We start from the raw sequence: 23,801 nt of genomic DNA, 5'->3' as shown, positions 1-23,801 counted from the left end.
TAATTATGCAAAAACCTATTTATATTCTTGGCACAGCTCTCTCTCATGATGGTTCAACTTGTTTAATGAAAGATGGAAAAATTATATTCGCTGTAGAAAAAGAAAGAATATCAAGAATAAAGCATGATGGATTCAATGATAACATGACTATTCAATACTGTTTAGATGCGGCCGGCATTGAATACAGTGACCTCACTCTGATAGTTGAGCAAAACTCTCATAACCCACTATTCAGCGAAAAATTAGAGTACCGAAAGAATAGAGTATTACCGTCTATGGTTCCTGTAGTCACACTCTCTCATCATTTGGCTCATGCCTATAGTGCAATAGGAACATCGCCCTTTGATGATATGGGGATTGTAGTTATTGATGGACATGGTGGCAGCTTGGATAACTGCAATGATCTGAGTGAAGGTGTCTATGGCACGAATAATATCCACATCAACAATCGCTATCGCTACTGGGAAACGTGCAGTTATTATGTTTACCAAAATGGGAAAATAACACCTATATTTAAAGATTTTTCCCGCTGGGTTAATCGCAAAGATAGAAAAGAATATCCCGCAGCGACATGGGAAATAGAAAATTCTATTGGTGAATTCTATGAAGGGATTGCACTGTATATTTTTGGGGAACTTGATTGTGCGGGTAAATTGATGGGGTTAGCACCCTATGGCAGACCTGATATTATTGACTGGCAACCTTTCTTTTTCAATTCAGGCAAAGTCATATTGCGTAATGACTGGTGGATAAATATTGACCCACAGTTAAACAGTCACCCAACGCATTTCCATGATAACTTCCAATACTATGCAGATCTGGCTTGGTGGGCACAAACCAAGCTTGAGGAGGCTCTATTCTATCTGTTCAACTATTACTACCAGCTTTATCCTATGGCGAATTTTGCTTACGCTGGCGGCGTGGCATTAAATGCAACGGCTAATGAGAAACTTATTAATGATTGCGAGTTCGAGCATCTCTATATTCAGCCTGCGGCAGGTGACAATGGGCTTTCGATCGGTTGTTGCTATTATGGTTGGCTGGAGGTCCTTAAAAAAGGACGGACCCGGCACTGTGGCTCAACATTCTTCGGTAAAAATTATAATGATATTAGCGTACTAACGGAGCTGGAAAAGTATAAGGAGAGAATTGAGTATACCTATGATGATGAGATTGAAACCAGGGCGGCAGAATCTATTGCGGCAGGCCACGTTATTGCTTGGTTCCAGGGAGAGTCTGAATTTGGGCCACGAGCCTTAGGGAATAGAAGTATTCTTGCTGATCCTCGCAACCCGCAGATGAAAGATCATATTAATGCCAATGTTAAGTTCCGGGAGGATTTTAGACCATTTGCGCCCGCAGTTTTACATGAAAAAGTACATGACTATTTCAATCTAACTCATGACAGTGATTACATGCTCTTTATTGCTTATGTAAAAGAACAATATCGAGCTGATCTCCCCTCAATTGTTCATATCGATGGCAGTGCTCGAGTGCAAACTGTTAAACAACATCTTAATAAAAAATTCCATAAATTAATTACGGCTTTTTTTGATAAGACCGGAATTCCTATACTACTGAATACATCATTGAACACTAAAGGGATGCCAATAGTTGAAACGCCCGCCGATGCAATCCATTTATTTTTAAATTGTGGTTTAGACTATTTATTCATCAATAACTATAAGATATCTAAAAAATGACAGGTGATAATGTGAGTCAATAAACATTTTACTTTCTGGTTAAAATCGAGGTTTTTATGCCAAGACATAAAGTTAAGTACAATCGTAGAAATAGCCTAAAAATTGGCATTATTCATTTAGCCACTGAGGGTATTCAAATTTTTGTTGGTGGCGTCGGCTCTTATATAAGAGGCCAGATTCAGGTTTTACCCGAAGTAATTAAATTTTTATCTCATAACAACATTCACTTAGAACCACACTTTATTGAAATTGCATGCAGTAAATACAGTGAGTTCTTCGATAAAATTAACCGCGCTCGTTATGTAGATAAAATTCATCATATGCGCGGGACCTTTTCCACTGTACCTAACATGACATCCGGTAAAGGAACTGGATGTTTATGGCCATATGGGGATACTTTTCTTGGGGATTTACAAAATTGGAAAATATCCTCGGCGGCAGCGGCGGCAAAGGTCATTGATATCAGTGATAACTATGATATTACGTTGGTATTCTGTCATGAGCCGTCATTCGCATTTACCCCTTTAATTGCTAGCTTACACGCCGCTCTTGAGGGGGTTAATTTAAAGATTATCTATATTTCTCATGGCACCGCATTTAATCATGAAATGCCATTACCTAATCCAGAACGTCTTATGGCTGAATCATTACCTATCCATTGGGCTAAGATCGACTCGACAATTAAAGTTGGTCATATCAGCCACTTTCTCGCTAATCATTTAGTGACACAATACGGCGCAGCTCCACAAACATTGCTACCGGTTCCCGCCGGAATAGATATTAATGACCCTTGGTTCCGAATCCGTAGTGATCGCGAAATCAGTAACATATTGTCATCTCATGGAATACCCCTGGAACAACCTCTCGCCGTTACACTCGGAAGAGGTGTACGCTACAAACGCCATGATTTATTACTTAAGGCAATCAGTTATCTGAATGGTGAAATTCATCCTGTCATTATGAGCGAACCTATTTTACCGGAACTATCGGCATTAGCTGGCTTACTCAACATACAATCTTCAATCGTACATTCGTTTGATCGCGAACTGATGGCATGTCTTATTCAATGGCGTAATACGCGGGTATGTGTTCTTTCTGCTGAGAATGAGCCGAATGGATTGATTCCTATGGAGTCACGCTGGTTAGCCAGAAAGCAGGGAGCACTATTAGTCGTTGCCGACTCAGGAGGTTTCAGTGAGCAAGTTGAACATGGTATTAATGGATTTCGACATAATCCGGGGGATGCGGCTAATTTAGCGCAAGTGATTCGTCAGATTTGCCAGTTAACCCAATTTGAAATAGATAAGATCAGGCAAGCCAGCGCCACATTAATAAAAGAACAATACAACTGGAAAAAACAAATTTTGACGCCACTAGGTTATTTAGTACCGCAAATAGCAGCCCTACGTTAGGCTGCTATTTCCATGAGTTTTACTGAAGTTTAAGAACACCGATTGCCGTATCTAATAACGCTTGTTGTCCATTGCGGCTGGCCTCAAGACATCCAATCGCTCCCACTAGCATCGGAATATCTAACTCTTTAGCCAAAATAGCACTGTGAGACATAATATGCCCTTTGCTTGAACAGATGCCTTTGACTTGCTGATGGCTCAGTCCAACCATCTGTGAAGGGAATAGCTCTTCAGCTAACAATAAAACCTCACTGCTAACTGAGAGCGGAACAGGAGGCAACCCCGTCAAATGGCCTAATGTACGATTAAGAATATCGCGAATATCCAGTTCCCGGACGCGTAAATAGTCATCATCCAGTGCCTGATAATCCGCCACCATGGACATCAACTCATCTTGTAGTGCGGATTCGGCACCCACCAACTGCTGCGCTATCCGGTTATCCATCGCCAAATGTAACTCTTCATCATCTATTAGCATTGCGTGTGCATTGAAAATAGCCGCCGCCTCAGTACTAATTTGCTGTTCTGCCTGCTGTGCCAATTGCTGTAAATCGGTCGTGGTTTGCACCAGAGCCTGATGTAGCCGCTGTTGCTGACTCGCAATTTGCCCGGCATGAATGGTTTGCGGTAAAAAAACCGGGGGCTCAGGCAGCCACTGCAATACAGGGGCCCTAATAGCTCCGCGTGGAACCATTACGCCAGTAAATCCACTGTCACTGGTGGTGGTGACTGACTCGCCAAAATGCTGATGAGCCAGTTGCATAAAGGCATCCAGTGCCTCTCCGGCTTGTGCACCACTGGCTAGCAGGCGAATAGTATCGCCCTTGCGTACTTGCAGAATCGCTAACTGATTCAAGCTGCGCGGATTGACGCACTGACCATTCTTTTCCAGCATTAGATCCGCGGCAAAAGGTGCCAAAACTTCAACCAATTTGGCCGCAGGCCGGACATGCAGCCCATTAGGATTACGCACGACCCAGCTGACACTTTGTGCATCAGGTGCGGCTTTAGCAGCCTCGGTCTCATGAATAGCCGGTGTTGAGGTATTGACGCCTAACTGAGTTGCCTTAGCCGCCATGGCCCCCATTGCTTCAGCACTGACCTCAGCCAGCGACGCCCCGGATGATGCCGCCACCACCGCGGCCAGAGTCCCCTCGACCAGCGGCGCTGCACAGAGTTGTACGTTTTGCGCCATCTCTGGGTCCAATAACTCCAGCGCGGTTTCGGCGCTGAGCAAGGCACTGCCTAAATCCATCAACACCAGTACGCCAGATGGGGAATAAACCGATTCAATGGCTTCCATCACTTTAATAGCATCCGTGCCGATAGGATGATCCAGGTCGTCGACGCCGGCGGCTACGGCTAACTGACAGCCCCCTTGAGCCATCTGCTGTGCCAGTTCGGCCACTCCCTGAGCCAGCAGCGCGCTATGAGAAACTACAACCAGATTGACCATCTTTCCTCCTGATAATCTTGTCGGTTCAGCCACATTAGCGGCTGGCAACCTGCCATAGAGCTTGCATCATCAACATCGCGGATGTCGCTCCAGGGTCTTGATGGCCAATGCTACGTTCACCAAGATAGCTAGCACGACCTTTGCGAGCTTGCATGGTGATAGTCCCAGCCAGTGCCTGCTGGGCGCGTTCGACGGTTTGCTGTAAAGCCTCTACTAGCGGAACACTCTGTTGATTGGCTTGTTCAAGTTGCGCGACAACTGCCCACCAAACATCACACATGGTTTTATCGCCCGGCTCCGCTTTGCCGCGCATCACCACGCCTTCAACTCCATCTTTAAACATCTGACAAACTGCTGGCAAATCCAGGCTCTGCTTAGCATTGGTGCTCTGGGCTGCGCGAATAAAGAATGTCCCAAATAAAGGGCCACTGGCTCCACCAACACTTGAAAGCAGGGTCATGCCGGTATTTTTCAAGATGAAACCGATGTCTTTATCAGCAAATGAAGGTAATTTCTCGACCACTTTATTAAAACCGCGATTCATATTCAGGCCATGGTCGCCATCGCCGATTTCGGTATCTAACTGCGTCAGAAAATCGCGTTGTTCGCTAAAAACCTCAGCGCAGAGCTGTAACCAACTGACAATTTGTTGTTTGGTAAGTCCCATGGTTTTCTCCAGGCACATTATTTTATAGGTAATATATTGATTTATAGGTAATATATTGTTTTACATTAAATTTATTATCACCCAATAGATTTCAAACTGCAGGAAGGCGGTAAATAAGCTGACATAAATCAGTGACTCAGGTCAGCAACTGCCGCCAACATACCTACAATGTGAAAAATTCAGAGTATTAGCAGCCCCAACGTAGTGCCGGGGTGTTGACCGGCGCATCCCACAATGACAGCAGCTCATCATCCACTTTTAGCATCGTAATAGACATACCTTGCATATCCAGCGAGGTGCAGTAAGAACCTATCAACTTGCGCTCAATGGTCAAACCAAACTCGGCACAACAGACCGCCAGACGGTGCCAAACACCATAAAGCTCTGACAGTGGAGTCGCTCCCAAATTATTCACCAGCACAACCACCCGATCGCCTTTTGCCAGTGGCTGCTTAGCTTGGCGTGTTTCGCTCCAATCTCCAGCTTGTCGGTCCCAATGGCGTAAAGTGCGCTGATAGCTACCGTGCTCAATCAGGGTCTGGAACATGGCATCGACAGTCTCATTCAACGAAGTAAATGGACGGCGTTCGATACCCGGTTCACCATGAATTCCCACGCCAAACTCCATCTCATTTTCCGCCAGAATAAAGGACGGTTTGCCAGCTGCGGGCACAGTACAAGCGCCAAGTGCGATACCGATAGAATGCCCCTGATTATTAATTTTCTGGCCCAGTGCGACGCATTCATCCAATGAATCACCCCGAACCGCAGCAGCACCCAGCAATTTTTCGATAATGACAGTATTAGCCACCCCACGCCGCCCTGCGGTATACAGGCTATCTTTGACGGCGACATCATCGTCAATCACTAAGGTGGCAACCGCCGTACCCTCGGCATGCAGCAGTTCTGCGGCCGTTTCAAAATTAAGAATGTCGCCGGTGTAATTCTTAATCAGCATCAGCACCCCCTGCCCGCCATCAATGGCTTGGCCGCATTCATACATTTGATCTGGGGTTGGTGAGGTAAAAATCTCGCCGGGACAAGCACCGTCCAGCATTCCTGCTCCGATAAAGCCACAGTGCATTGGCTCGTGGCCACTGCCACCACCAGACATCAATGCCACTTTACCTTTTACCGGAGCATCTATCCGAGTGATAAAAAGCGGTTCCTGATGCAATACCAGCTCAGGATGAGCCTCAACCAGCCCCTGAATTTGTTCCTGTAATACACTCTCAACGCTATTAATTAATTTTTTCATTTTATGCTCCGCGAACGGGAATGCCGGGAAAATAGAGCTGCCGATGATGAGGGGCACCGGCAAGCTCAGTCAGTTAGCTTATCTGTCACTCAGCTTAGTTAAGGAAAGCCTGCCCTAAACTGTCCGCTACAATAATTGCAGCATAAACGTTGTCTGGTGTGACGGTGAACGGCATATTGTGGATGGTTTCACCTTCCGCGCAGCTGGCCTCGGCTACCGCGCGAATTTTGCGTTCGATATCCTGCTCAACACCCATTTCTGCCAATGTGATTGGTAGACCTAATTGCTGGCAGAATGAGAGCACTGTTTCAATCTCTTCCATGCTGCTGTTTTGTAAAACTAATTGTGTCAGGGTGCCGAAAGCCACCTTCTCACCATGGTACAAGTGATGGCACTCTTCCAAAACCGTAAAGCCGTTGTGGATGGCATGAGCCGCCGCCAAACCACTACTTTCAAAACCAATACCACTTAGATAAGTATTGGCTTCAATGATGCGTTCAACCGCTTCGGTGACAACACCGGCTTCTACCGCCAGCTTGGCTTTGTAACCCTCTGCCAGCAATGTTTCATAGCATAAACGGGCCAATGTGACCGCCGCCAACGTTGATGCACCGCCCGCCATGCTGATGGCTTTAGCATCAAAACAGGCCTGTGCTTCAAAATAAGTCGAGAGCGCATCACCCATACCGGCAATCAATAAACGCACCGGTGCTTTGGCAATAATGGCTGTATCCATTAGCACGATATCTGGGTTTTTCGGATAAATCAGATATTCGGCAAACTCCCCCTGTTCGGTATAAATCACTGACAGTGCGCTGGTTGGCGCATCAGTCGAGGCAATCGTAGGCACCACCACCACTGGGATATGTTGGTAGTGAGCAATCGCTTTGGCTGTATCGAGGGTTTTCCCACCACCGATACCAATCACCCCATTACAATTATATTTTTTCAGCTCCACGGTCAGACGCTCGATCTCCTGACGAGAACATTCGCCGTTGAAGCGGCTGAAATGATTTTCCAGCCCACTATTTTGCAAACTTGAGCCTACGGTATCGGCCGTCAACTTCATCACAAAATCATCAGCGATGATAAAATAGTTATTAGCCAGTAACTTAGAGAATTCACCAATGGACTGTAGTGCATTGGCACCTTGAATATATTTAGACGGAGATTGAATGACTTTCAGCATACCTTGCTCCTGTAGCGTAAGAGATAACGTGCTAATGAATAATTTTTAGGGTCAATTTGATGAAACTGGAACCACTATAAGCGCAAAAAATAAGCTGAAAATGGATATCGAAAACGTTCCATAATGGAACAATAATGGAGGAATGATGTTTCATATTGGAACAACACGACGAAGACTCAGGGGCAGGAAGAGAAGTAGCGCACAATTTGGTTTTGTGTATGAGTTAATATCGCCTATGCCCAGTCGAGAGGATCATCTGCGGTCCACTAATTTCATTTAATTGTCATAAATTACCCTCCTAATATTAACTAATAAAATTCGACTAAATTACTTATTTTATACATAGAAAAACCTCAGAAGAATATAAAAAGAAACTCTTAAAAAATAAACTTAAGATTGTATAAATTGAGAGTATCACTTAGCCTATTCTAGTCATTTATTTTAAGTGACTAAAACAACCAATTAATAAAGTCCAACCTAATAAATTCATAAGGTATTTATAATGAACAAAATATCTATAGAGCCAAGCCTTTCATATCAATCCAATGATGCTTATACAGGCCCCGTTAATCCCGTGTAACCATAGTTTTTAATATCAATCGGCGGTCAGTCCACCTGACTGCCATGCTTATAGATAAGTAGAGTGAAAATGAAAAAAGCTGACCCTTTTATTTTTATAGCGATAATTAATGGTGAATTTATTTTATGGGATTATAGATATCATAATCAATATGAGATAAACAATGATTATATAAAAAGAATAAGAGAACTTGTCAATGGAGATTCGTTTACTAACTCATTAATAGATAAAAACATTCTGGATAGTAAAATATTAGATAATGATGAAAGAGATATGTCTTACTGGGGTTGGGATTGTCTATCAAAAATATTTCACATTGGAACTCAAGTTATCTTAAACAAAGGAATGGACTTACCAACTGATGATAATTATGAAGGATATGTAAATTACTGCGCATCAATAACAGAGAATATTCCCAAGTTAGACTATCAACGCTCAGGTAAGAAAATCCCATTACCAAAACCGAACAAAAACTTCTTATCTGATAAAAAACTGATGGATACTCTATTGGCACGAAAAACCAGTAGAGAATTCAAGATAGAAGCGATTTCACTGCAAAAAGTTGCCGAGGTATTATTCTGGACGTTTGGTATACCCCATGGTCCAAACCGTACCGAAATGACAGCCGTAGGACTAAAACCTATTGGTTATCGCCGCACCTCCCCATCAGGAGGTTCCCTACAAACGAGTGAAGCTTACTTGGTTGCTTTAAATATTATCGGACTAGTACCAGGAATATATCACTATCACTCTCATAGACATGAATTGACACTAATCAGTACCGATATTAGTGGTGAAAAATTAGGTAGTCTGCTTTGTGCCCAAATGTTCGCTAAAGACTTGGCTTTTGGTATATTTATCACATCATGCTTTAAAAAAATGTGGTGGAAATATCCTCACTCCAGAGCCTATCGAGTCGCATTGTTTGATATAGGCTGTTTAGTTCAAACATTTCAACTAATTACTACTGCCATGCAGTTAGGCTCTTGGCCAACAGGTTATTTTTTAGATAGGGAAATAAATAAGTTACTTAGCGTAAATGAAGTCGAAGAATCTGTAATGTTCTTCTTAGGAGCTGGGCCTAGTTCTGGTTCCCCCTTTGCCCCTAAATTACTTGAAACTATAAAGCGTCAAGCTAGCCATGGGAAAAGTAACCAATGAAAATTTTATCGTTTAAACCAGGGCATGATGGCAGCATTTCTTATATTAAAGATAACCAGTTAATTTTCTCTCATGAAGCAGAAAAATGTTCTGGATTTCGTTATTGTGGTATTACTTCAGAGTGCATTATAGAAGCATTATCAACTATTAATGACTCACCAGATATTATTTCTCTTAGTGGTTGGTCATCAGGAAATAGTTTGCATAGTTCTAATATTGGGGCTGGTTACTTCGGATTAGAGTTAACCAAGCCAACAAAAATAAATTTCCTCAAGTATGACGCTCTTTATTTTACCTCTTCTCATGAAAGATCACATTTATTGTGTGCCTACGGTATGTCGCCTTTTCACCAAGGAAAACCTTGCTATGCACTTCTTTGGGAAGGACGTATTGGTTCATTCTATTATATAGACCAATATGTTAAAATTAAAAAACTGGCTGATATTATTCCTGATATAGGCATTCGTTATGCTTTCTCATATGGAATTGCTGATAAAACCTTTCCATTTACTCAAGGCCAAGTAAGGTTAGGTGATGCTGGTAAAATAATGGCTTTGGCAGCTTACTGTAATAGGGAAAAGAGAACAATTCAGGATGATGAATTAATATCCTATTTATTATCAATACCATTGTGTCATGAACGACTATGTAAAACTCAATTTGTAAAGTCACACTTATATAATATAGGCGTCGAAAGTGATGTTTTTAAGCAATTTGCAGGGCATTTTTCTGATGCTATTTTCAGAAAATTCTATAATAAAGTCAAAAAACTTGTTAACAAAAAGTTACCACTATTAATAAGCGGTGGTTGCGGTTTAAATTGTGACTGGAATAGGAAATGGCTAAATTGTGGATTATTTGATGATGTATTTATTCCTCCATGCACAAATGATTCAGGTTCTGCTATTGGAACAGCCATTGATGCACAACTTTATTTTACAGGTCATGCAAAAATTGATTGGAGCGTTTACTGCGGCCAAAAATTTAATGATGATATAATAGATATAGTTGGTCTTGAATATAAAAATTTAGACTATGACAATATTGCTGCGGCATTAGCCGAGGGAAATATAATCGGTTGGGTGGGTGGTAATGCTGAGATCGGCCCAAGAGCATTAGGAAATAGGTCAATATTAGCAGCACCTTTTAATAAATCTACACTAGCACGTTTAAATACAATAAAAAACAGAGAATCTTTTAGGCCAATAGCTCCCATTTGTATACAAAGTGATGCAATTGATATTTTTGGTATAAAAAAAACCAGTCCTCACATGTTATTTTTTACCTATGTTTTAGATAAAAAACTTCAAGCAATTACTCATATTGATGGTTCAGCGAGACCACAAACAGTTAATGAAAATCAGAATAATCATATTTACCAACTTCTCTTATCTTTTAAAAAGCTAACCGGCTATGGAGTACTATGTAATACCTCTCTGAATTTTAATGGAAAAGGTTTCATTAATAAAACAAGTGAATTAGCAGAGTATATGCAGCAAAGAGATCTTGATGGTTTTGTTATCAACAATCGGTTTTATACAAAAAAACATTCACATGAAATAAATAAGAAATATTTTTAATGCTAAAATTATTTATTATAGCTGGATTCCCTTATTTATTTACATCTCGAGTGTTTAACTCTATCTCAGTTTGGATTGATTTTACTCTTATATTCACTATAATGAGTTTCCATTTTAATGCCCCCGCCTACCAGCTAGGAATCGCAGCGGTATTATATGGTTTCCCTGGGCTATTATTAGGGCCATTTATTGGTCAATTGGCAGATAGATACTCGCCGGTGGTAATATTATTAGCAAGTTCATTAGCTCGATTGACAACTTCACTCTGGCTTGCAACTGAAACTAATCAGGAATTATTTTTTATTGGGATTTTTTTAAAAGGAATCAGTAATTTAGGGTTTTCACCAGCTGAACAAATACTTATCAGGGAATTATTAAATAAAGAGCAAATATTATCAACTACCGCATTAAGTAATATTAGTGATCAATGCATAAAAATAGCCTCACCTTTATTTGTATCTTTCATCTCTATAACAATAAACTTGCAAAGTATTTTTTATTTAACAGCCATCATGACACTAACCACAGTGTTACTTACCATAAGAATGGGCTTTATTATTGGATGGGTTAAAAAACCAAAAACAGCAACAGAAACCCTGCCTAGATTCAGACTAGCATATAATATTATTCGGAAAAAACCTGGATTTTACTCTTCTTTTTTAGTCGTTATGGCCGCCTCGCTTACACTTGGTTTATATGATTCCATTCTTTCTGCTTTATTAAGAGAACAGGGGTTTGGTCCCAATACATTTGGCATTATTGTGAGTTGCACCGCTGCTGGTGCTATTTTATCTGGGTTTTTATTCAAGAGAACACATTCATTATTTGGCAACCAATGGTTGATGATTTTTGGGCTTATTGGCTTTAGTATAACGGTACTTATTGCCGGTACCTTCTGTCTGATTTTTGACAATCTCCATATTTATATTTTCTGTACTATTTGGTTTATTAATGGTTTTTGTTACTCCTGCATTATGATGTCATTTAATATTGTTTTACAGAATGAAGCACCCACAAGTATGTTAGGTATCATTTCAACCAGTTGCCGCAGCGCGCAATTAGCAACACTGGTTGCTGGCTCCGTTATCGGCTCCGGTTTTGCTCATTATATCGGCATCCCAATAACATTCGTTATCGCTGGCAGTACTGGCCTTGCAATGACAGGATATTTATTATTTACCCATCTAAAAAAGATCACCAGATAAAAAAACAGCCCCGATAGTGGGGCTGCTGAGGTTATGACAAGCGGAATAACATGATAAGCGAGCTATTCACTCACCGGCTCATCATGGAGTTTTTCTTTAGGTTCTGGATTCATACTGCTGTAAATCACTGGCAGCACCAGCAATGTCAGCACGGTTGCAAAGCCCAAGCCGAACATAATAACCACCGCCATACTCTGGAAGAAAGCATCACTCAGCAGCGGTGCCAGCCCCAGTACAGTGGTAAATGCTGTTAGCATGATTGGCCGCAGACGCGCGGTAGAGGCATCAATAATCGCCTCGCGCAGCGGTTTTTCCTGCCGCTGCAAGCCTATCTCTTCTACCAGTACAATACCGTTACGAATCAGCATCCCACTTAAACTTAGCAGCCCCAACAAGGCCATAAAGCCAAACGGAATACCGGTAAGCAAGAAGCCCACGGTCACGCCAATCAATGCCAAGGGCACTGTCAGCCAGATAGCCACCGCGTTGCGCACAGAGCTGAACATCAATACCGTCACCACAAACATAATCAAGAATGCGACAGGTAAACTGATGAAGATACCGCGTTGAGCTTCCTTGGTACTTTCATAGTCACCGCCCCATTCCAGTTCATAACCACGTGGCAACTGCACAGCCTCAACCCCCGGTCTGATACGCCGCAATAGTTCCGCCGACGTCTCTCCACCCTGTTGGGTCGGATCTGTCTGTACCGTCAATGTGCGTTTGCGATCCAGGCGCATAATCAATGGATCTTCCCACTCGGTTTCAAAGCTGGTAACGACGTTATCAATTGGGATAAAGGCCTGACGAGCCTGGCTCCATACCATGACATCATTGAGTCGTTCGGCATTGAGCCGTTCGGCATCCGGCGTTCGCAGTACAATCGGCATCAAGCGAGTACCGTCACGATATAACCCTACCGGCAGGCCACCAAAGCTCATGCGCAACGTGCCATCAACCTCGCGTTTATCCACCCCCAGCTCACGGCCCAGATAGTCGGAGAATTGTGGCCGGATCATTTTACTACGTCCCTGCCAATCATGCCTTGCACCATCAGCCATTGGATCAGCAATGATCGCTTTCTCCGCTTGCGCGGCCAGTGAGCGCAGAACTTCTGGATCCGGGCCAATAAAGCGGGCTTCAATGGAACTGTTGTTTGATGGCCCAAACATGATGCGTTTTATCTGTGCATCAACTTGCGGGTATTCGTCATGCATGTAGGATTCGATTTCATCAATCAAACCCGGTATTTGGTCAAGTTGGTCGGTACGAACCATAACCTGCGCATAGTTAGGATAGTGACGCTGGGCATTGTAGGTCAGCATAAAGCGCATCGCGCCCTGACCAATTGTCGCCATGGTGTCAGCCACCCCTTTTTGCTGCTTGATATACCGCTCAACCTTGTTCGCCACCTCTTCGGTATAACTGATATCCGTCCCATAGGGTAGCCAGATATCAACAAAGAAGACTGGCGTGTTGGAGGGAGGGAAGAAGCTTTGGCGCACATTGCCAAACCCAACCACCGATGCCACCAATAATGCGGCCAACAGCACCAAAGTGACGGTACGGTGTTGCAGCAACTTGTTCAGAATCACGCGATAATAGCGGAACAACCAACCATCATAAGGTTGCTTGGCGGGCTTATCAGCCTCTTCCTGCGCGGGTTTCTGGTTCTGGAATGCCCACTTGGCAAAGACTGGCGTCAGTGTCAGTGCAGTGAACCAACTCAGCATCAGCGAGATCAATAACACCTGGAATAACGATTTACAGTATTCACCGGTTGCATCATTGGACAAGCCGATAGGTGCAAAGGCCAAAATAGCTATAATAGTGGCACCCAATAGTGGCATCATTGAGCGCTTAACCACATTACTGATAGCCGTAAAGATGCTCTCGCCGCGCTGGCGGCCCACGACGACACCCTCCACCACCACAATGGCGTTATCCACCAGCATACTGAGCGCAATAATTAACGCCCCTAACGACACTCGCTGTAACTCAATATTAAATAGCCACATAATCAGCAAGGTGCCGAGGACATTAAGCGCCAGCGAGATGGCAATGACCACACCGCTGCGTACCCCCATAAAAATCAGTAGGGTGACAACAACAATTAACAGTGCCAGCAAGAAGTTCAGGATAAAGCCGTTTACCGCCCCTTCAACTTCATGCGACTGATCATAGAACACGTTGATGTACATGCCAGACGGGCGCTCACCTTCAAGCTGTGCCAGTCGAGCTTTTATGGCATTACCCACGTTAACAACGTTGACGTTCGGGGCGAATGAGATCCCCAATGCCAGTGCAGGTTTACCATTAACGCGATAAATATTGGTGGGCGAATGACCAAAGCCCTGTGTTACCGTCGCGATATCACGTAGATAAACGCTCTTCGGGCTACCGGGCTGGCTAACCAGTAAGTTCCCCAACTCTTGTACACTTTGGAATTCACCGGTGGGGTGCAAACGAATCGACTCACTGCCCACCTGTAGCTGACCGGCATCGGACACCACATTCTGGCGGCTCAACAAATCGGATAGCTGTTGTGGCGTAATGCCAGCTGCCGTCATCTGTGCGCGGGAAATTTCTACCTGAACTTCTTCGGGCAGAATACCGACGATCCCCACTTTACCGACCCCAGGTACCAGTACCAGTTCACGCCGCAGTTGCTCGGCGAAATTACGTAAATCCTGATTACTGTAGCCATCACCGGTCAGTGAGAAGAAGAAGCCGTACACATCACCAAAGTCGTCATTGACCATCGGAGCACTGGCTCCAGGAGGCAAGCGCACACTGTTGTCATTTATCTTACGCCGCAATTCATCCCAGATTTGCGGTAACTCATTCGCGCCATATTGCGCACGGATATTAATGGTTATTTGCGATAAACCGGCGCTGGAAATTGAAGTGACATCATCAACAGAAGAGAGCTCCTGAATGGCATTTTCCAGGGGTAATGTCACTTCCTCCTCAACTTGCTGTGCCGAAGCGCCATCATAGCGGGTCACAACCACTGCCGTTTTGATGGTAAAGGCTGGGTCTTCCAGCCTGCCTATATTGAGATAGGCAATAACGCCACCAATACCCAGCAACAGAATCGTTAGCCAGATACGGGTATTATTATTGATGAAATTATCAGTCAGCTTCATTAGAGACCCCGCTCACGTACCCAAGCCCGGACGATTTGATTTGGGCGAAGCTCACCGGTACCTGCGGAGACGATTTGTTCGCCATCAGCCAACCCGGAAGTGATTTGAATACCATTCGCGGTAAGCTGACCCACTTGAACGTTGCGTTCTTCTACGTGCATCTGCCCGTCATCATTCTTGATGACCCAGACCCGCGCATCATTCAACTGGGTACTGTCAGGATTAAATACCGCTTCTACCGGCACCACGATAGTCGGTTGGGCGGTACCAGACAGATTGCCGGAGTTAATTCTTACCCGGCCACTGATACCTGAAAGCAATGGCATATCCGGTGGACGCTTCATGGTCAGCGTCACCTGGAAGGTCTGGGAAGCAGAGGTTGTTGAGGTGGTATGCTCTTTATATTCAGCAATAAATTCACGCCCCGGCAGATGGTTAAGTAATACCGTAGGCCTGTAGCTACGATTGCTGATATCCAGGGTGGTAAACAGACGTTCAGGCACACTGAAGACCACATCCAGCGTATCTAATGCACTCAATGTTGCCACCGGTTGACCTGGGGCCATAACCTGATGATTACGCACATTAACATTGGCAATAATGCCGTCAAAAGGCGCGGTAATAGTGGCATCACTGAGTTCTTTTTGTGCAATTTCTAACGCGGCACGGGCAGATTCCATCTCAGCGCGACGCACGTCCAGCTCGGCACGTGAAACCGCTCTTTGCCCTTGTAATGTATTAAAACGGTTAAACTGATCTCGCGCCAAGTTAAAGGTCGACTGACGATCCCTGACCCGCAAATTCAGATCAGTATCATTAAGCATGGCAATTCTCTGGCCTTTTTTGACCTGCTCACCTTCGCGAACTAGCAACTGCTGTAATTGTCCGCTGCGTTTAAAAGAAAGCTGAGTTTCATCGCCAGCTTGCAATCGAGCCGGAAAATAACGAGTTCCATTTTGCCCACTGTCTTCGACGGTAAATATTTTTACCGGACGCACACTTTCCACGACTTCTGGGGGAGTTCTGTCGCAAGCAGCGAGAAGAAACGTTAATAGCAAGGTGACGACTGTTTTTATCTTCACTATAAGATCTCGTTGAGTCAGATTTTCAAAAAATTATTGCAGATTAGTTATTCACACTTTGTTATCTGTTTTCTGTGACATACGGCGCAGCAGCGCTCTTATCAGTGTGACTAATAATCCCCCTGTAAACATCCCTAAAAAATAGATCAGCACAATTAGTACAGAAATAGGTAGTGTTATTTGCGTGAAAAGTAAAGATAAGTTAACCGCACCACTATTTTGGAAGGCAAACAGTGTGGTCAGAACCACAATAAGCAAGAAGCACACTACATAAACGTATTTCACTCGACAGTCCTTTTCAGCTCATCACAACACATTTCAGTATTAATAAAATAAGTTAACATTCCTTTCCTGCCATCCCACGGCACCCATTAAACAAGGGATAGATTCAGATAGCCGATAGTAAAATAGCGCTACTTTGCTATTCACTATCGGCTATTTTTTTAAGAGCAGCTCTATCTACACTCAAAGTCATTGGCGTTGTAAGTAGGCTGCCACTAAGCGCATCCCGATAAGCTTACATAAGTCAGTGATTCGGGTAAGTGCACGTAGCTAACCCCCTACGACTTCAAGTACAAAGGGAATTAGTAGTCAACGGCATCCCGAATAATTGGGCACGTCATACAGTGACCGCCTCCGCGCCCACGGCCTAACTCACTGCCAACAATTTCAATCACTTCCACCCCTTCTTTACGCAACTGGGTGTTGGTTTTTGTATTGCGGTCATAAGCCATGACCACACCAGGTGACAGAGCAACCATGTTATTACCGCTATCCCACTGCTGACGTTCAGTGTCGTAATCATTACCCTCCGTCTCAACTACACGCAGTTTTTTCAGGTTCAATGCCCCAGCGACGGCTTCCACAAAAGTGCCCTTATCGCGGCTTAACTTAATGCCGGTTGGGCCTTTATCTGGACGCAATGAGAAGGTTTGGATCTGATTAACAATCGCCGGATAGAGAGTGACCACATCGCGGTCGCAGAAAGTAAACACCGTGTCCAAGTGCATTGCAGCACGCAGTTTTGGCATGGCGGCAATCATGACGCGCTCGACTTGCCCTTCACTTTGTTTAAACAGCGATTGAGCCAACTGAGTAATGGCCTGATGAGAGGTGCGCTCACTCATACCAATTAACACCGTTTTATTGCCAATCGGCATAACATCGCCGCCTTCCAATGTCGCGGTACCGTGGTGCTGTGTCGGGTCTCCCCACCAAACTTTCACATTCGCGTCACCAAAGTCTGGGTGGAATTTGTAGATTGCGGTAGTCAGGATGGTTTCTTCATGACGTGCCGGCCAATACAGTGGATTCAGTGTCACGCCACCATAAATCCAGCAGGTGGTATCACGGGTATAAAGTGTATTCGGCAAAGGTGGCAATAGATATTCCGTGATGCCAACCGCTTCGCGGATCAGCTTCAGTTCTTCTTTGTCGCATTTGCCATCTCTATGCAGTTCAGTGGTAGACAACCCACCAATTAGCACTTCGGCCAATACGCGTGATGTCAGACTTTCAAGATAACTGCGAGTTTCCTGCAAAATACCCAATGACACTTCGTTGGGCACTATTTGTTGATCCAGAATCCACTTTTTCGCTGCAGGATTGTCGAGAGTTTCCGCCAGCAAATTATGCATTTCAACCACATCAACACCGCGCTCACGCATTTTGGTCATAAAATCAAAATGGTCACGTTTCGCTCTTTCTACCCACAGAACATCATCAAATAATAATTCATCACAATTACTGGGGGTCAGACGGTTATGCGCGCGACCAGGAGCGCAAACCATCACTTTATGCAACTTCCCGACTTCAGAGTGAACACCAAACTTCGTTTTGGCGTGAGTTTTCTTAGCTTTATCTGACATAAGAACTCCAATAAATTATATGGTGATAATTCCGGTGAAGATGCTGTAAAGCGCAACAACCGCCGCCACAATAAGCACGATAAACAGTATTCTTTCGTAGGTATTAAAGGCTTTTTGATGCTGTTCACGTTTGGCAATCAAATACAAGATAGTTCCAGGACCGTAGATAATGGCCGACAACAGCAAGTATTTCAGACCACCTGCGTAAATCATCAGTGCGGAATAGAAGGTCGCAATGAGGGCAAAAATAAGATCTTTTCGGTGACCACGCGCATTTGTTTCGTAAGTCTCACCGGTCCAGGCCAGTTTTAATCCGTAAGCCCCAACTAATAGATAGGGAATCAAGGTTAATGAACTGGTTAATTCCAATGCTAATTGGAAAGCATAGTCAGTAAACAGTGTCAGAATTAAGAACACTTGAATAAAGATATTGGTCAGCCATACCGCAGATGAAGGCACAGCATTACTGTTCTCAGTGGCAAATACTTTCGGCATGCTTTTACTCTTAGCTGCCGAGAACAGCACTTCCGCGGCCAATAGTGACCAAGATAAATAAGCCCCTAATACCGAGATAATAAGGCCTATGCTGATAAAGATTGCCCCCCAACGCCCAACAATAGCTTCCAGTACACCGGCCATTGATGGTTGGCGTAATGCCGCAAGATCTGGACGCAGCAGAACACCATAAGACAGCATAGTGATCAGCACTAACAGACATAGAACCCCAATAAAACCGAGGACAGTCGCAATACCAACATGGCTACGTTCTTTGGCATAACGTGAATAAACACTCGCCCCTTCAATCCCTAAGAACACAAATACGGTAACCAACATTGTGCTACGTACTTGAGAGAATAAAGACTCGGGTTCCACTACCGGGGCCATAACTGCCGCCGCATGTCCAACATAGCCATAATCATTCAAGTGGGATAAATCGACGCTTTTAACGACATCTGGCGTACCCCAGAAGTTCAGTGCAAATACATCCCCTTTAAAGGCAAAAATCAGCACGATGACGAAAATGAAAATGGGAATAATTTTAGCAAAGGTGGCAATAGTATTAATCGCTGCCGCCTCTTTAACTCCCCGCAATATCAGGATATGGAATCCCCATAAAATAACGGAGGCAACTAATACAGCGGGAATGGTATTACCGTCACCAAATATGGGGAAGAATGCCCCTAATGTTGATTTGATAAGCACAAAGTAAGAGACGTTGCCAATGCAAGTACCGGCCCAGAAACCTAATGCAGAAGCGAATCCAAGATAATCCCCAAAGCCCTCTTTTGCGTAAATGAACACACCGGAATCAAGATTAGGTTTGCGCTGAGCTAATGTTTGGAAAACAAAAGCCAGCATTAACATCCCACCCCCAGCAATACACCAGGCAATAAGTGCACCGAATCCACCGGTTGCCCGCCCGAAAGTTGCTGGTAATGAAAATATACCGGCACCGATCATTGAACCGACCACTAATGACGTTAGGGCCGGTAAAGATAATTTATTCGTAGATGAATTGGCCATGATGTTCTCAATGACGTTGGATAAATTAAGTTGAATGTAGATTCTGCTTATCCTACAAACAGATTCACCTGGACCCACTTATCAATATAAATACATAGTTATGATAGCTTCCTTTAAAACTATTGCATAATGCCCGGAAAGTAGACCAAATTTTACAATATGTAAATTGTTGCAAAAATTATCACATACATCAGAATTTTGTAATAGTGATCAAAGTCATCATTTACTATATTCATTGGACTATTACCCAGTATAATTCACTGCATAAAAGTCACTCAGTTAGCATAGAAATCTGTTTTTCTTAAATGAGTCATTTAGGGTTATAACAGTATGTGAGTTCATTCAATAAAACAGGAATGGGTAAAGATATATACTGACTTGCACACCATAATTTCATGGTCTAATATTAAAAGTTTGACGCATAAGTTAAAATAAAAAATAACCATTAAAATCAATAAGTTAAAAACAAAGTCATCTCAAATAAAAAATAGTCCATATCTTATAAAGATTATCTCTTTTTTAACTTAACCATTGCATCCCCCTACCTCATTATTGCAGGTGATTAGCTGGATTTTAGGCTTGGTTTTAGGCTGCGTTTCATTTTTTATAAAAAGTAGCCTGATACTTTTCTTATATTTTATTCAGGTAGTCATTTTTGTACGAAGAAGCAATAAAATGGGCAATATAACCCGTGTTACTTAGCTTTCATTTAGAATTCATTTACATTTGTTAGCTTAAAGTTAAAAAACAATCGTTACATTTACCCTAAGACAAACTCTCACCCACTAACCCCACAGCAAAACAATGCATCGGTACATTATCTTAAATAAACAACAAAATTCAGCATAAAACACCAGAATAGAAAATTAATTGAAATAAAGAAAATATCCATTACTTCTAGTTATCACATTAAAAAGATTGATATTTTCTGTTGAAATGTCTGATGGGAGATGAGGCTATAGTGATGAAATGGTGTGGGAATTATCCTTTCATACTAACTTGGAATTATTACTATATAAGAAGTGACGTAAATAAAATGGGCAAATTTAGTATAAAAAACTCACATTACATTAAACAATGCTTCATTCAGATCTACATATTGCTCTGTTTGTTAAGATCGTCATCTTAATTTTAGGCTACTCATTATCAAGATCTAATGAGTGATAAAACCCCATAGTAGTCGATTAAAAATGTCGCGGTGGCAAATAGAACAACACCACGAAAAACGGCCCCCATAGTGGGCCGTTACATTGCCTGCCATCTTGTATGAATAGGCTGTTATTCTCTATACCGCTTATCCAAGGCTGGCTGAGAACCCGTCACCGAGTAACCCGCCAAAATAGCCACGAATGTCATAAATAGATGACCTTCAGAGGAATCCAATAAGAATGAGTTAAAGAAGTTACAGGCCATATAACTGGTTAGTACTGCCAGCAAGATATTGCGCAGAGCCGGTGGTTGTTGCCAGATAACTCGATAACAGCAGACCATCCATGCGAGGAAGATAATCAACCCAACCACACCGGATTGAATGGTTTCCAGCAGATATTGGTTATGTGGGTTATTTATTTTGTAATTTATTTCTGGATTCTCGTAATAGAAGCCACCAGCACCATGACCAAGAATCGGTGACTCTTTAATTAATCGCACTGCCTCTATAGCAAATGCCGAACGTTGCCCCATGGAAGTTCGGCAGGCATCGTTTACATTATCTGATGACGCAGCCATACAGACTTTTATCTCATCAACACCCTGAGTGATACGCTGTGTTGCTTTATTAGGAATAAACAGCAATGCAGTGAATGCAATTACACCCAACACCACCAATAGCCCGCGTTGATGATTACCCAGTGAGAAGAACAGCCACACACCGAACCCAACCACTAATGCGACATAACCTGTTCGTCCCAAGATCAAGAACAGAACACTGTAGCTTGCCAGCACTACAAGCAAGCCATAGCCCCAGCGCTTCCAGCCCTGATTTTTCACCGCCAATGCCAACCACAACGTCGCCGCCAAAGCCATAAAGAAGTTTTGGGTAATTTGCAGTTTAAAGATAGTGGGATTGGTTGGGTCCACATTACCAATAGGGATGTGCAACACCCCAACGGCCAATGTACCGGCCAATGCCACAGCGTTGGCCGTTAAGAATCCAATACAAAATAGCTTTATCAGGCGAGGTTGGTTAATAAAGAAAAGGGCCAACGGCAGAACATAGAGAAATTTCTTATCCTTACCCACCATATCCGGGCCATAACTATTGTGATGGAACAGCAATGACAATGCCAATAACGCAAACATCGCAGCAGGTAGGTAGATTAACGGATTTGTCAGTAAGGGTTTGAATTGTAATGATTTACGATTAATAATTAGACAAATTAAGACTAAAACCAGCGATATATTAATAAGGGAACTGGATGACGGTAAAGAAATACCTAGCAGCAATGCTGTCATACCGCTCAGCATTTCGCTACGACGGTTAGCCGGTGCAGTGACCGGCGAAGAAGTCGATGGGGTTATCATAATTCTCTCAGCTTGAGCGGGTTAGAAGATAATAATGTTACTGATATATAAGCGTTTTTACGCAATCTTAACTGCTATTGCACATCACTGGCTTTGAGCGCGCCAAGTATCAACAGCCGCTATAACATCACTCACCGGAATAGCATTCAAATAGCGATCGGTGGTGTCAGTGTCTATCTCATTAGGATGTGGCAACGTTCGGTAGTGACCCGCCCATAACAGAGTGTGTGGAGCCTGCCATGGATGCCATTGATTAAGATTGCTGGGGCCAAACAGCACGACTGATGGGGTTTGTAGTGCCGCAGCCATATGCATTGCAACTGAATCTACACCAACAAATAGCTTAGCGTTATCGATCAATACTGCCAGTTCCGGCAGTGCCAACTGACCAGATAAATTAATAACTTTTTCTGTCTGCGTACAACCGGCAATGATTTCAGCAATATAGTCTAGTTCAGCTTGATCTTTGCCCCCGGTCAGCAGCACAGTTTCACTCTGTTCAGTTAGATGGTTTATGAGTTGGCTGAATGATTCACTGGCCCAAGTTTTAAACTTCCAACGGGCAGAAGGCTGGATCACGATATAGTTATGAATAGGGTCATCGCCCATACCGTATTGCTGGCATAGCAGTTTTACCCGCTCAACATCCTGCGCACTATAAGACATAGTGACGTCGGTGTTGATATCAGTCAGCTGTAATGGCTCGAGGATATCCAGGTTATTCAGCACGGTGTGCCGTTCACCCGCATTGGGAATATCCACCAAAGTAGAATGGCAGTAGCGCCATAGCCAAGTGTCGCGTTTGGGGTAGTGGAAACCAATACTAAAGCCGGGCTTTAATAAGCGGCAATAGGCCGCCGCACGCCATTGATCAGATAGATTAAGAATCAGATCATAATGGTGCTCTTTTAATGCATTAAACAGTGCTTTTTCACCACTGATCTGGGCTTTCAAACCTGCATGTTTGAGGCCACGATCCACAATAAACGCGTGATTGACGGTGTTGTTCTCTCGCAGCATGTCTTGCGTGCCGCCATATAATAGAACGTCAATTTTGGCCTGCGGATAGTTCGCTTTTAGTGTATTCAGTAAAGGGGTCGTGAGGAGAACATCGCCGAAATGGCGCAATTTAATAACTAAAATGCGCTGAACGTTCTCTTTCTCCCGCAATATGTTTGGCAGGTTAAGTTGCCCAGCAGGTGATTCTGTCTTATTTGATGTATTCATCATCGGATGTGGCATCATCGGCAACAAAAGGGGGCAACAATGCTATCCAAGCACTTGCAACATAGCAATGGTTTTTGGTGTTGCGCAGAGAGAACAGGTAGATCGTAAAGACGCCGTAAATCCATCCCGGAGGCTCGAGCCGCGCCATTCCTGACGCGGACGCTTGACTCTTCCGCCTATCGTTTTGTTTTATATTTTTGTTGTCGATTTACTCCAC

Annotated in this window: 16 protein-coding genes; 5 read left to right on the top strand and 11 right to left on the bottom strand. The window is 43.5% G+C overall.

Annotation, left to right across the window (positions count from 1 at the left end; all coding sequences use genetic code 11):
* Nucleotides 1-5 precede the first annotated feature (5 nt).
* Entirely contained in the window at nt 6-1,703 is a 1,698-nt protein-coding gene (locus DJ58_RS06060; RefSeq protein WP_004711482.1) for a carbamoyltransferase family protein, read from the top strand.
* Between the two features lie 56 nt (nt 1,704-1,759).
* Nucleotides 1,760-3,115: a glycosyltransferase family 4 protein gene (locus tag DJ58_RS06065; RefSeq protein WP_004711480.1), complete on the top strand. Its 1,356-nt coding sequence runs from the start codon at nt 1,760-1,762 to the stop codon at nt 3,113-3,115.
* A gap of 19 nt (nt 3,116-3,134) precedes the next feature.
* Here the strand turns inward: DJ58_RS06065 and dhaM are convergent, their stop codons facing one another.
* From dhaM to DJ58_RS06085, 4 genes are all read right to left on the bottom strand, one after another.
* On the bottom strand, nt 3,135-4,571 hold the full coding sequence (dhaM, locus tag DJ58_RS06070; protein ID WP_004711477.1) for a dihydroxyacetone kinase phosphoryl donor subunit DhaM: 1,437 nt from the start codon (nt 4,569-4,571) through the stop codon (nt 3,135-3,137).
* A gap of 34 nt (nt 4,572-4,605) precedes the next feature.
* On the bottom strand, nt 4,606-5,238 hold the full coding sequence (gene dhaL, locus DJ58_RS06075; RefSeq protein ID WP_032911674.1) for a dihydroxyacetone kinase subunit DhaL: 633 nt from the start codon (nt 5,236-5,238) through the stop codon (nt 4,606-4,608).
* Between the two features lie 187 nt (nt 5,239-5,425).
* The gene (gene dhaK / locus DJ58_RS06080) at nt 5,426-6,496 is read right to left on the bottom strand and encodes a dihydroxyacetone kinase subunit DhaK (protein WP_032911673.1); all 1,071 of its coding nucleotides are present in this window, start codon (nt 6,494-6,496) and stop codon (nt 5,426-5,428) included.
* A 94-nt stretch (nt 6,497-6,590) separates the two neighbouring features.
* Nucleotides 6,591-7,685: a glycerol dehydrogenase gene (locus DJ58_RS06085; protein WP_004711472.1), complete on the bottom strand. Its 1,095-nt coding sequence runs from the start codon at nt 7,683-7,685 to the stop codon at nt 6,591-6,593.
* Nucleotides 7,686-8,334: 649 nt separating this feature from the next.
* Between DJ58_RS06085 and DJ58_RS06090 the strand changes: the two genes are divergently transcribed.
* The 3 genes from DJ58_RS06090 to DJ58_RS06100 are packed head-to-tail and all read left to right on the top strand — an operon-like array spanning nt 8,335 to nt 12,211.
* Nucleotides 8,335-9,426, top strand: a complete 1,092-nt coding sequence (locus DJ58_RS06090; RefSeq protein WP_004711469.1) for a SagB/ThcOx family dehydrogenase — start codon at nt 8,335-8,337, stop codon at nt 9,424-9,426.
* Nucleotides 9,423-11,006, top strand: coding sequence for a carbamoyltransferase C-terminal domain-containing protein (locus tag DJ58_RS06095; RefSeq protein ID WP_032911672.1), 1,584 nt, complete (start codon nt 9,423-9,425; stop codon nt 11,004-11,006). The genes DJ58_RS06090 and DJ58_RS06095 overlap by 4 nt, the downstream gene beginning before the upstream one ends.
* On the top strand, nt 11,006-12,211 hold the full coding sequence (locus DJ58_RS06100) for an MFS transporter (RefSeq protein ID WP_032911671.1): 1,206 nt from the start codon (nt 11,006-11,008) through the stop codon (nt 12,209-12,211). Before DJ58_RS06095 ends, DJ58_RS06100 begins: the two co-directional genes overlap by 1 nt.
* Nucleotides 12,212-12,273: 62 nt before the next feature.
* On the opposite strand, the gene DJ58_RS06105 is transcribed toward DJ58_RS06100, so the two are convergent.
* The 7 genes from DJ58_RS06105 to rfaQ all read right to left on the bottom strand — a co-directional run bounded on the left by DJ58_RS06105 (nt 12,274) and on the right by rfaQ (nt 23,587).
* Complete coding sequence (locus DJ58_RS06105; protein ID WP_004711465.1) at nt 12,274-15,360, bottom strand: efflux RND transporter permease subunit; 3,087 nt, start codon at nt 15,358-15,360, stop codon at nt 12,274-12,276.
* Nucleotides 15,360-16,442, bottom strand: coding sequence for an efflux RND transporter periplasmic adaptor subunit (locus tag DJ58_RS06110; protein ID WP_032911670.1), 1,083 nt, complete (start codon nt 16,440-16,442; stop codon nt 15,360-15,362). Before DJ58_RS06110 ends, DJ58_RS06105 begins: the two co-directional genes overlap by 1 nt.
* Nucleotides 16,443-16,493: 51 nt before the next feature.
* Nucleotides 16,494-16,727 carry a lipopolysaccharide assembly protein LapA domain-containing protein gene (locus DJ58_RS06115; RefSeq protein WP_032911669.1) on the bottom strand — a complete coding sequence of 78 codons (234 nt, stop codon included), beginning with the start codon at nt 16,725-16,727 and terminating at the stop codon, nt 16,494-16,496.
* Nucleotides 16,728-17,026: 299 nt separating this feature from the next.
* Entirely contained in the window at nt 17,027-18,310 is a 1,284-nt protein-coding gene (gene arcA / locus DJ58_RS06120) for an arginine deiminase (RefSeq protein ID WP_004711463.1), read from the bottom strand.
* Between the two features lie 15 nt (nt 18,311-18,325).
* Complete coding sequence (locus DJ58_RS06125; protein WP_004711461.1) at nt 18,326-19,834, bottom strand: amino acid permease; 1,509 nt, start codon at nt 19,832-19,834, stop codon at nt 18,326-18,328.
* A gap of 1,278 nt (nt 19,835-21,112) precedes the next feature.
* Nucleotides 21,113-22,357 carry an O-antigen polysaccharide ligase WaaL-ps gene (gene waaL-ps, locus DJ58_RS06130; RefSeq protein WP_004711458.1) on the bottom strand — a complete coding sequence of 415 codons (1,245 nt, stop codon included), beginning with the start codon at nt 22,355-22,357 and terminating at the stop codon, nt 21,113-21,115.
* Between the two features lie 84 nt (nt 22,358-22,441).
* Nucleotides 22,442-23,587 (bottom strand): putative lipopolysaccharide heptosyltransferase III, encoded by a 1,146-nt coding sequence (gene rfaQ, locus DJ58_RS06135; RefSeq protein WP_032911683.1) that lies wholly within the window; start codon nt 23,585-23,587, stop codon nt 22,442-22,444.
* Between the last annotated feature and the right edge of the window lie 214 nt (nt 23,588-23,801).

Origin of the sequence: Yersinia frederiksenii ATCC 33641 (assembly GCF_000754805.1) — a bacterium.
GTDB lineage: Bacteria > Pseudomonadota > Gammaproteobacteria > Enterobacterales > Enterobacteriaceae > Yersinia > Yersinia frederiksenii.
This window is presented reverse-complemented; position numbering and strand designations above follow the sequence as displayed.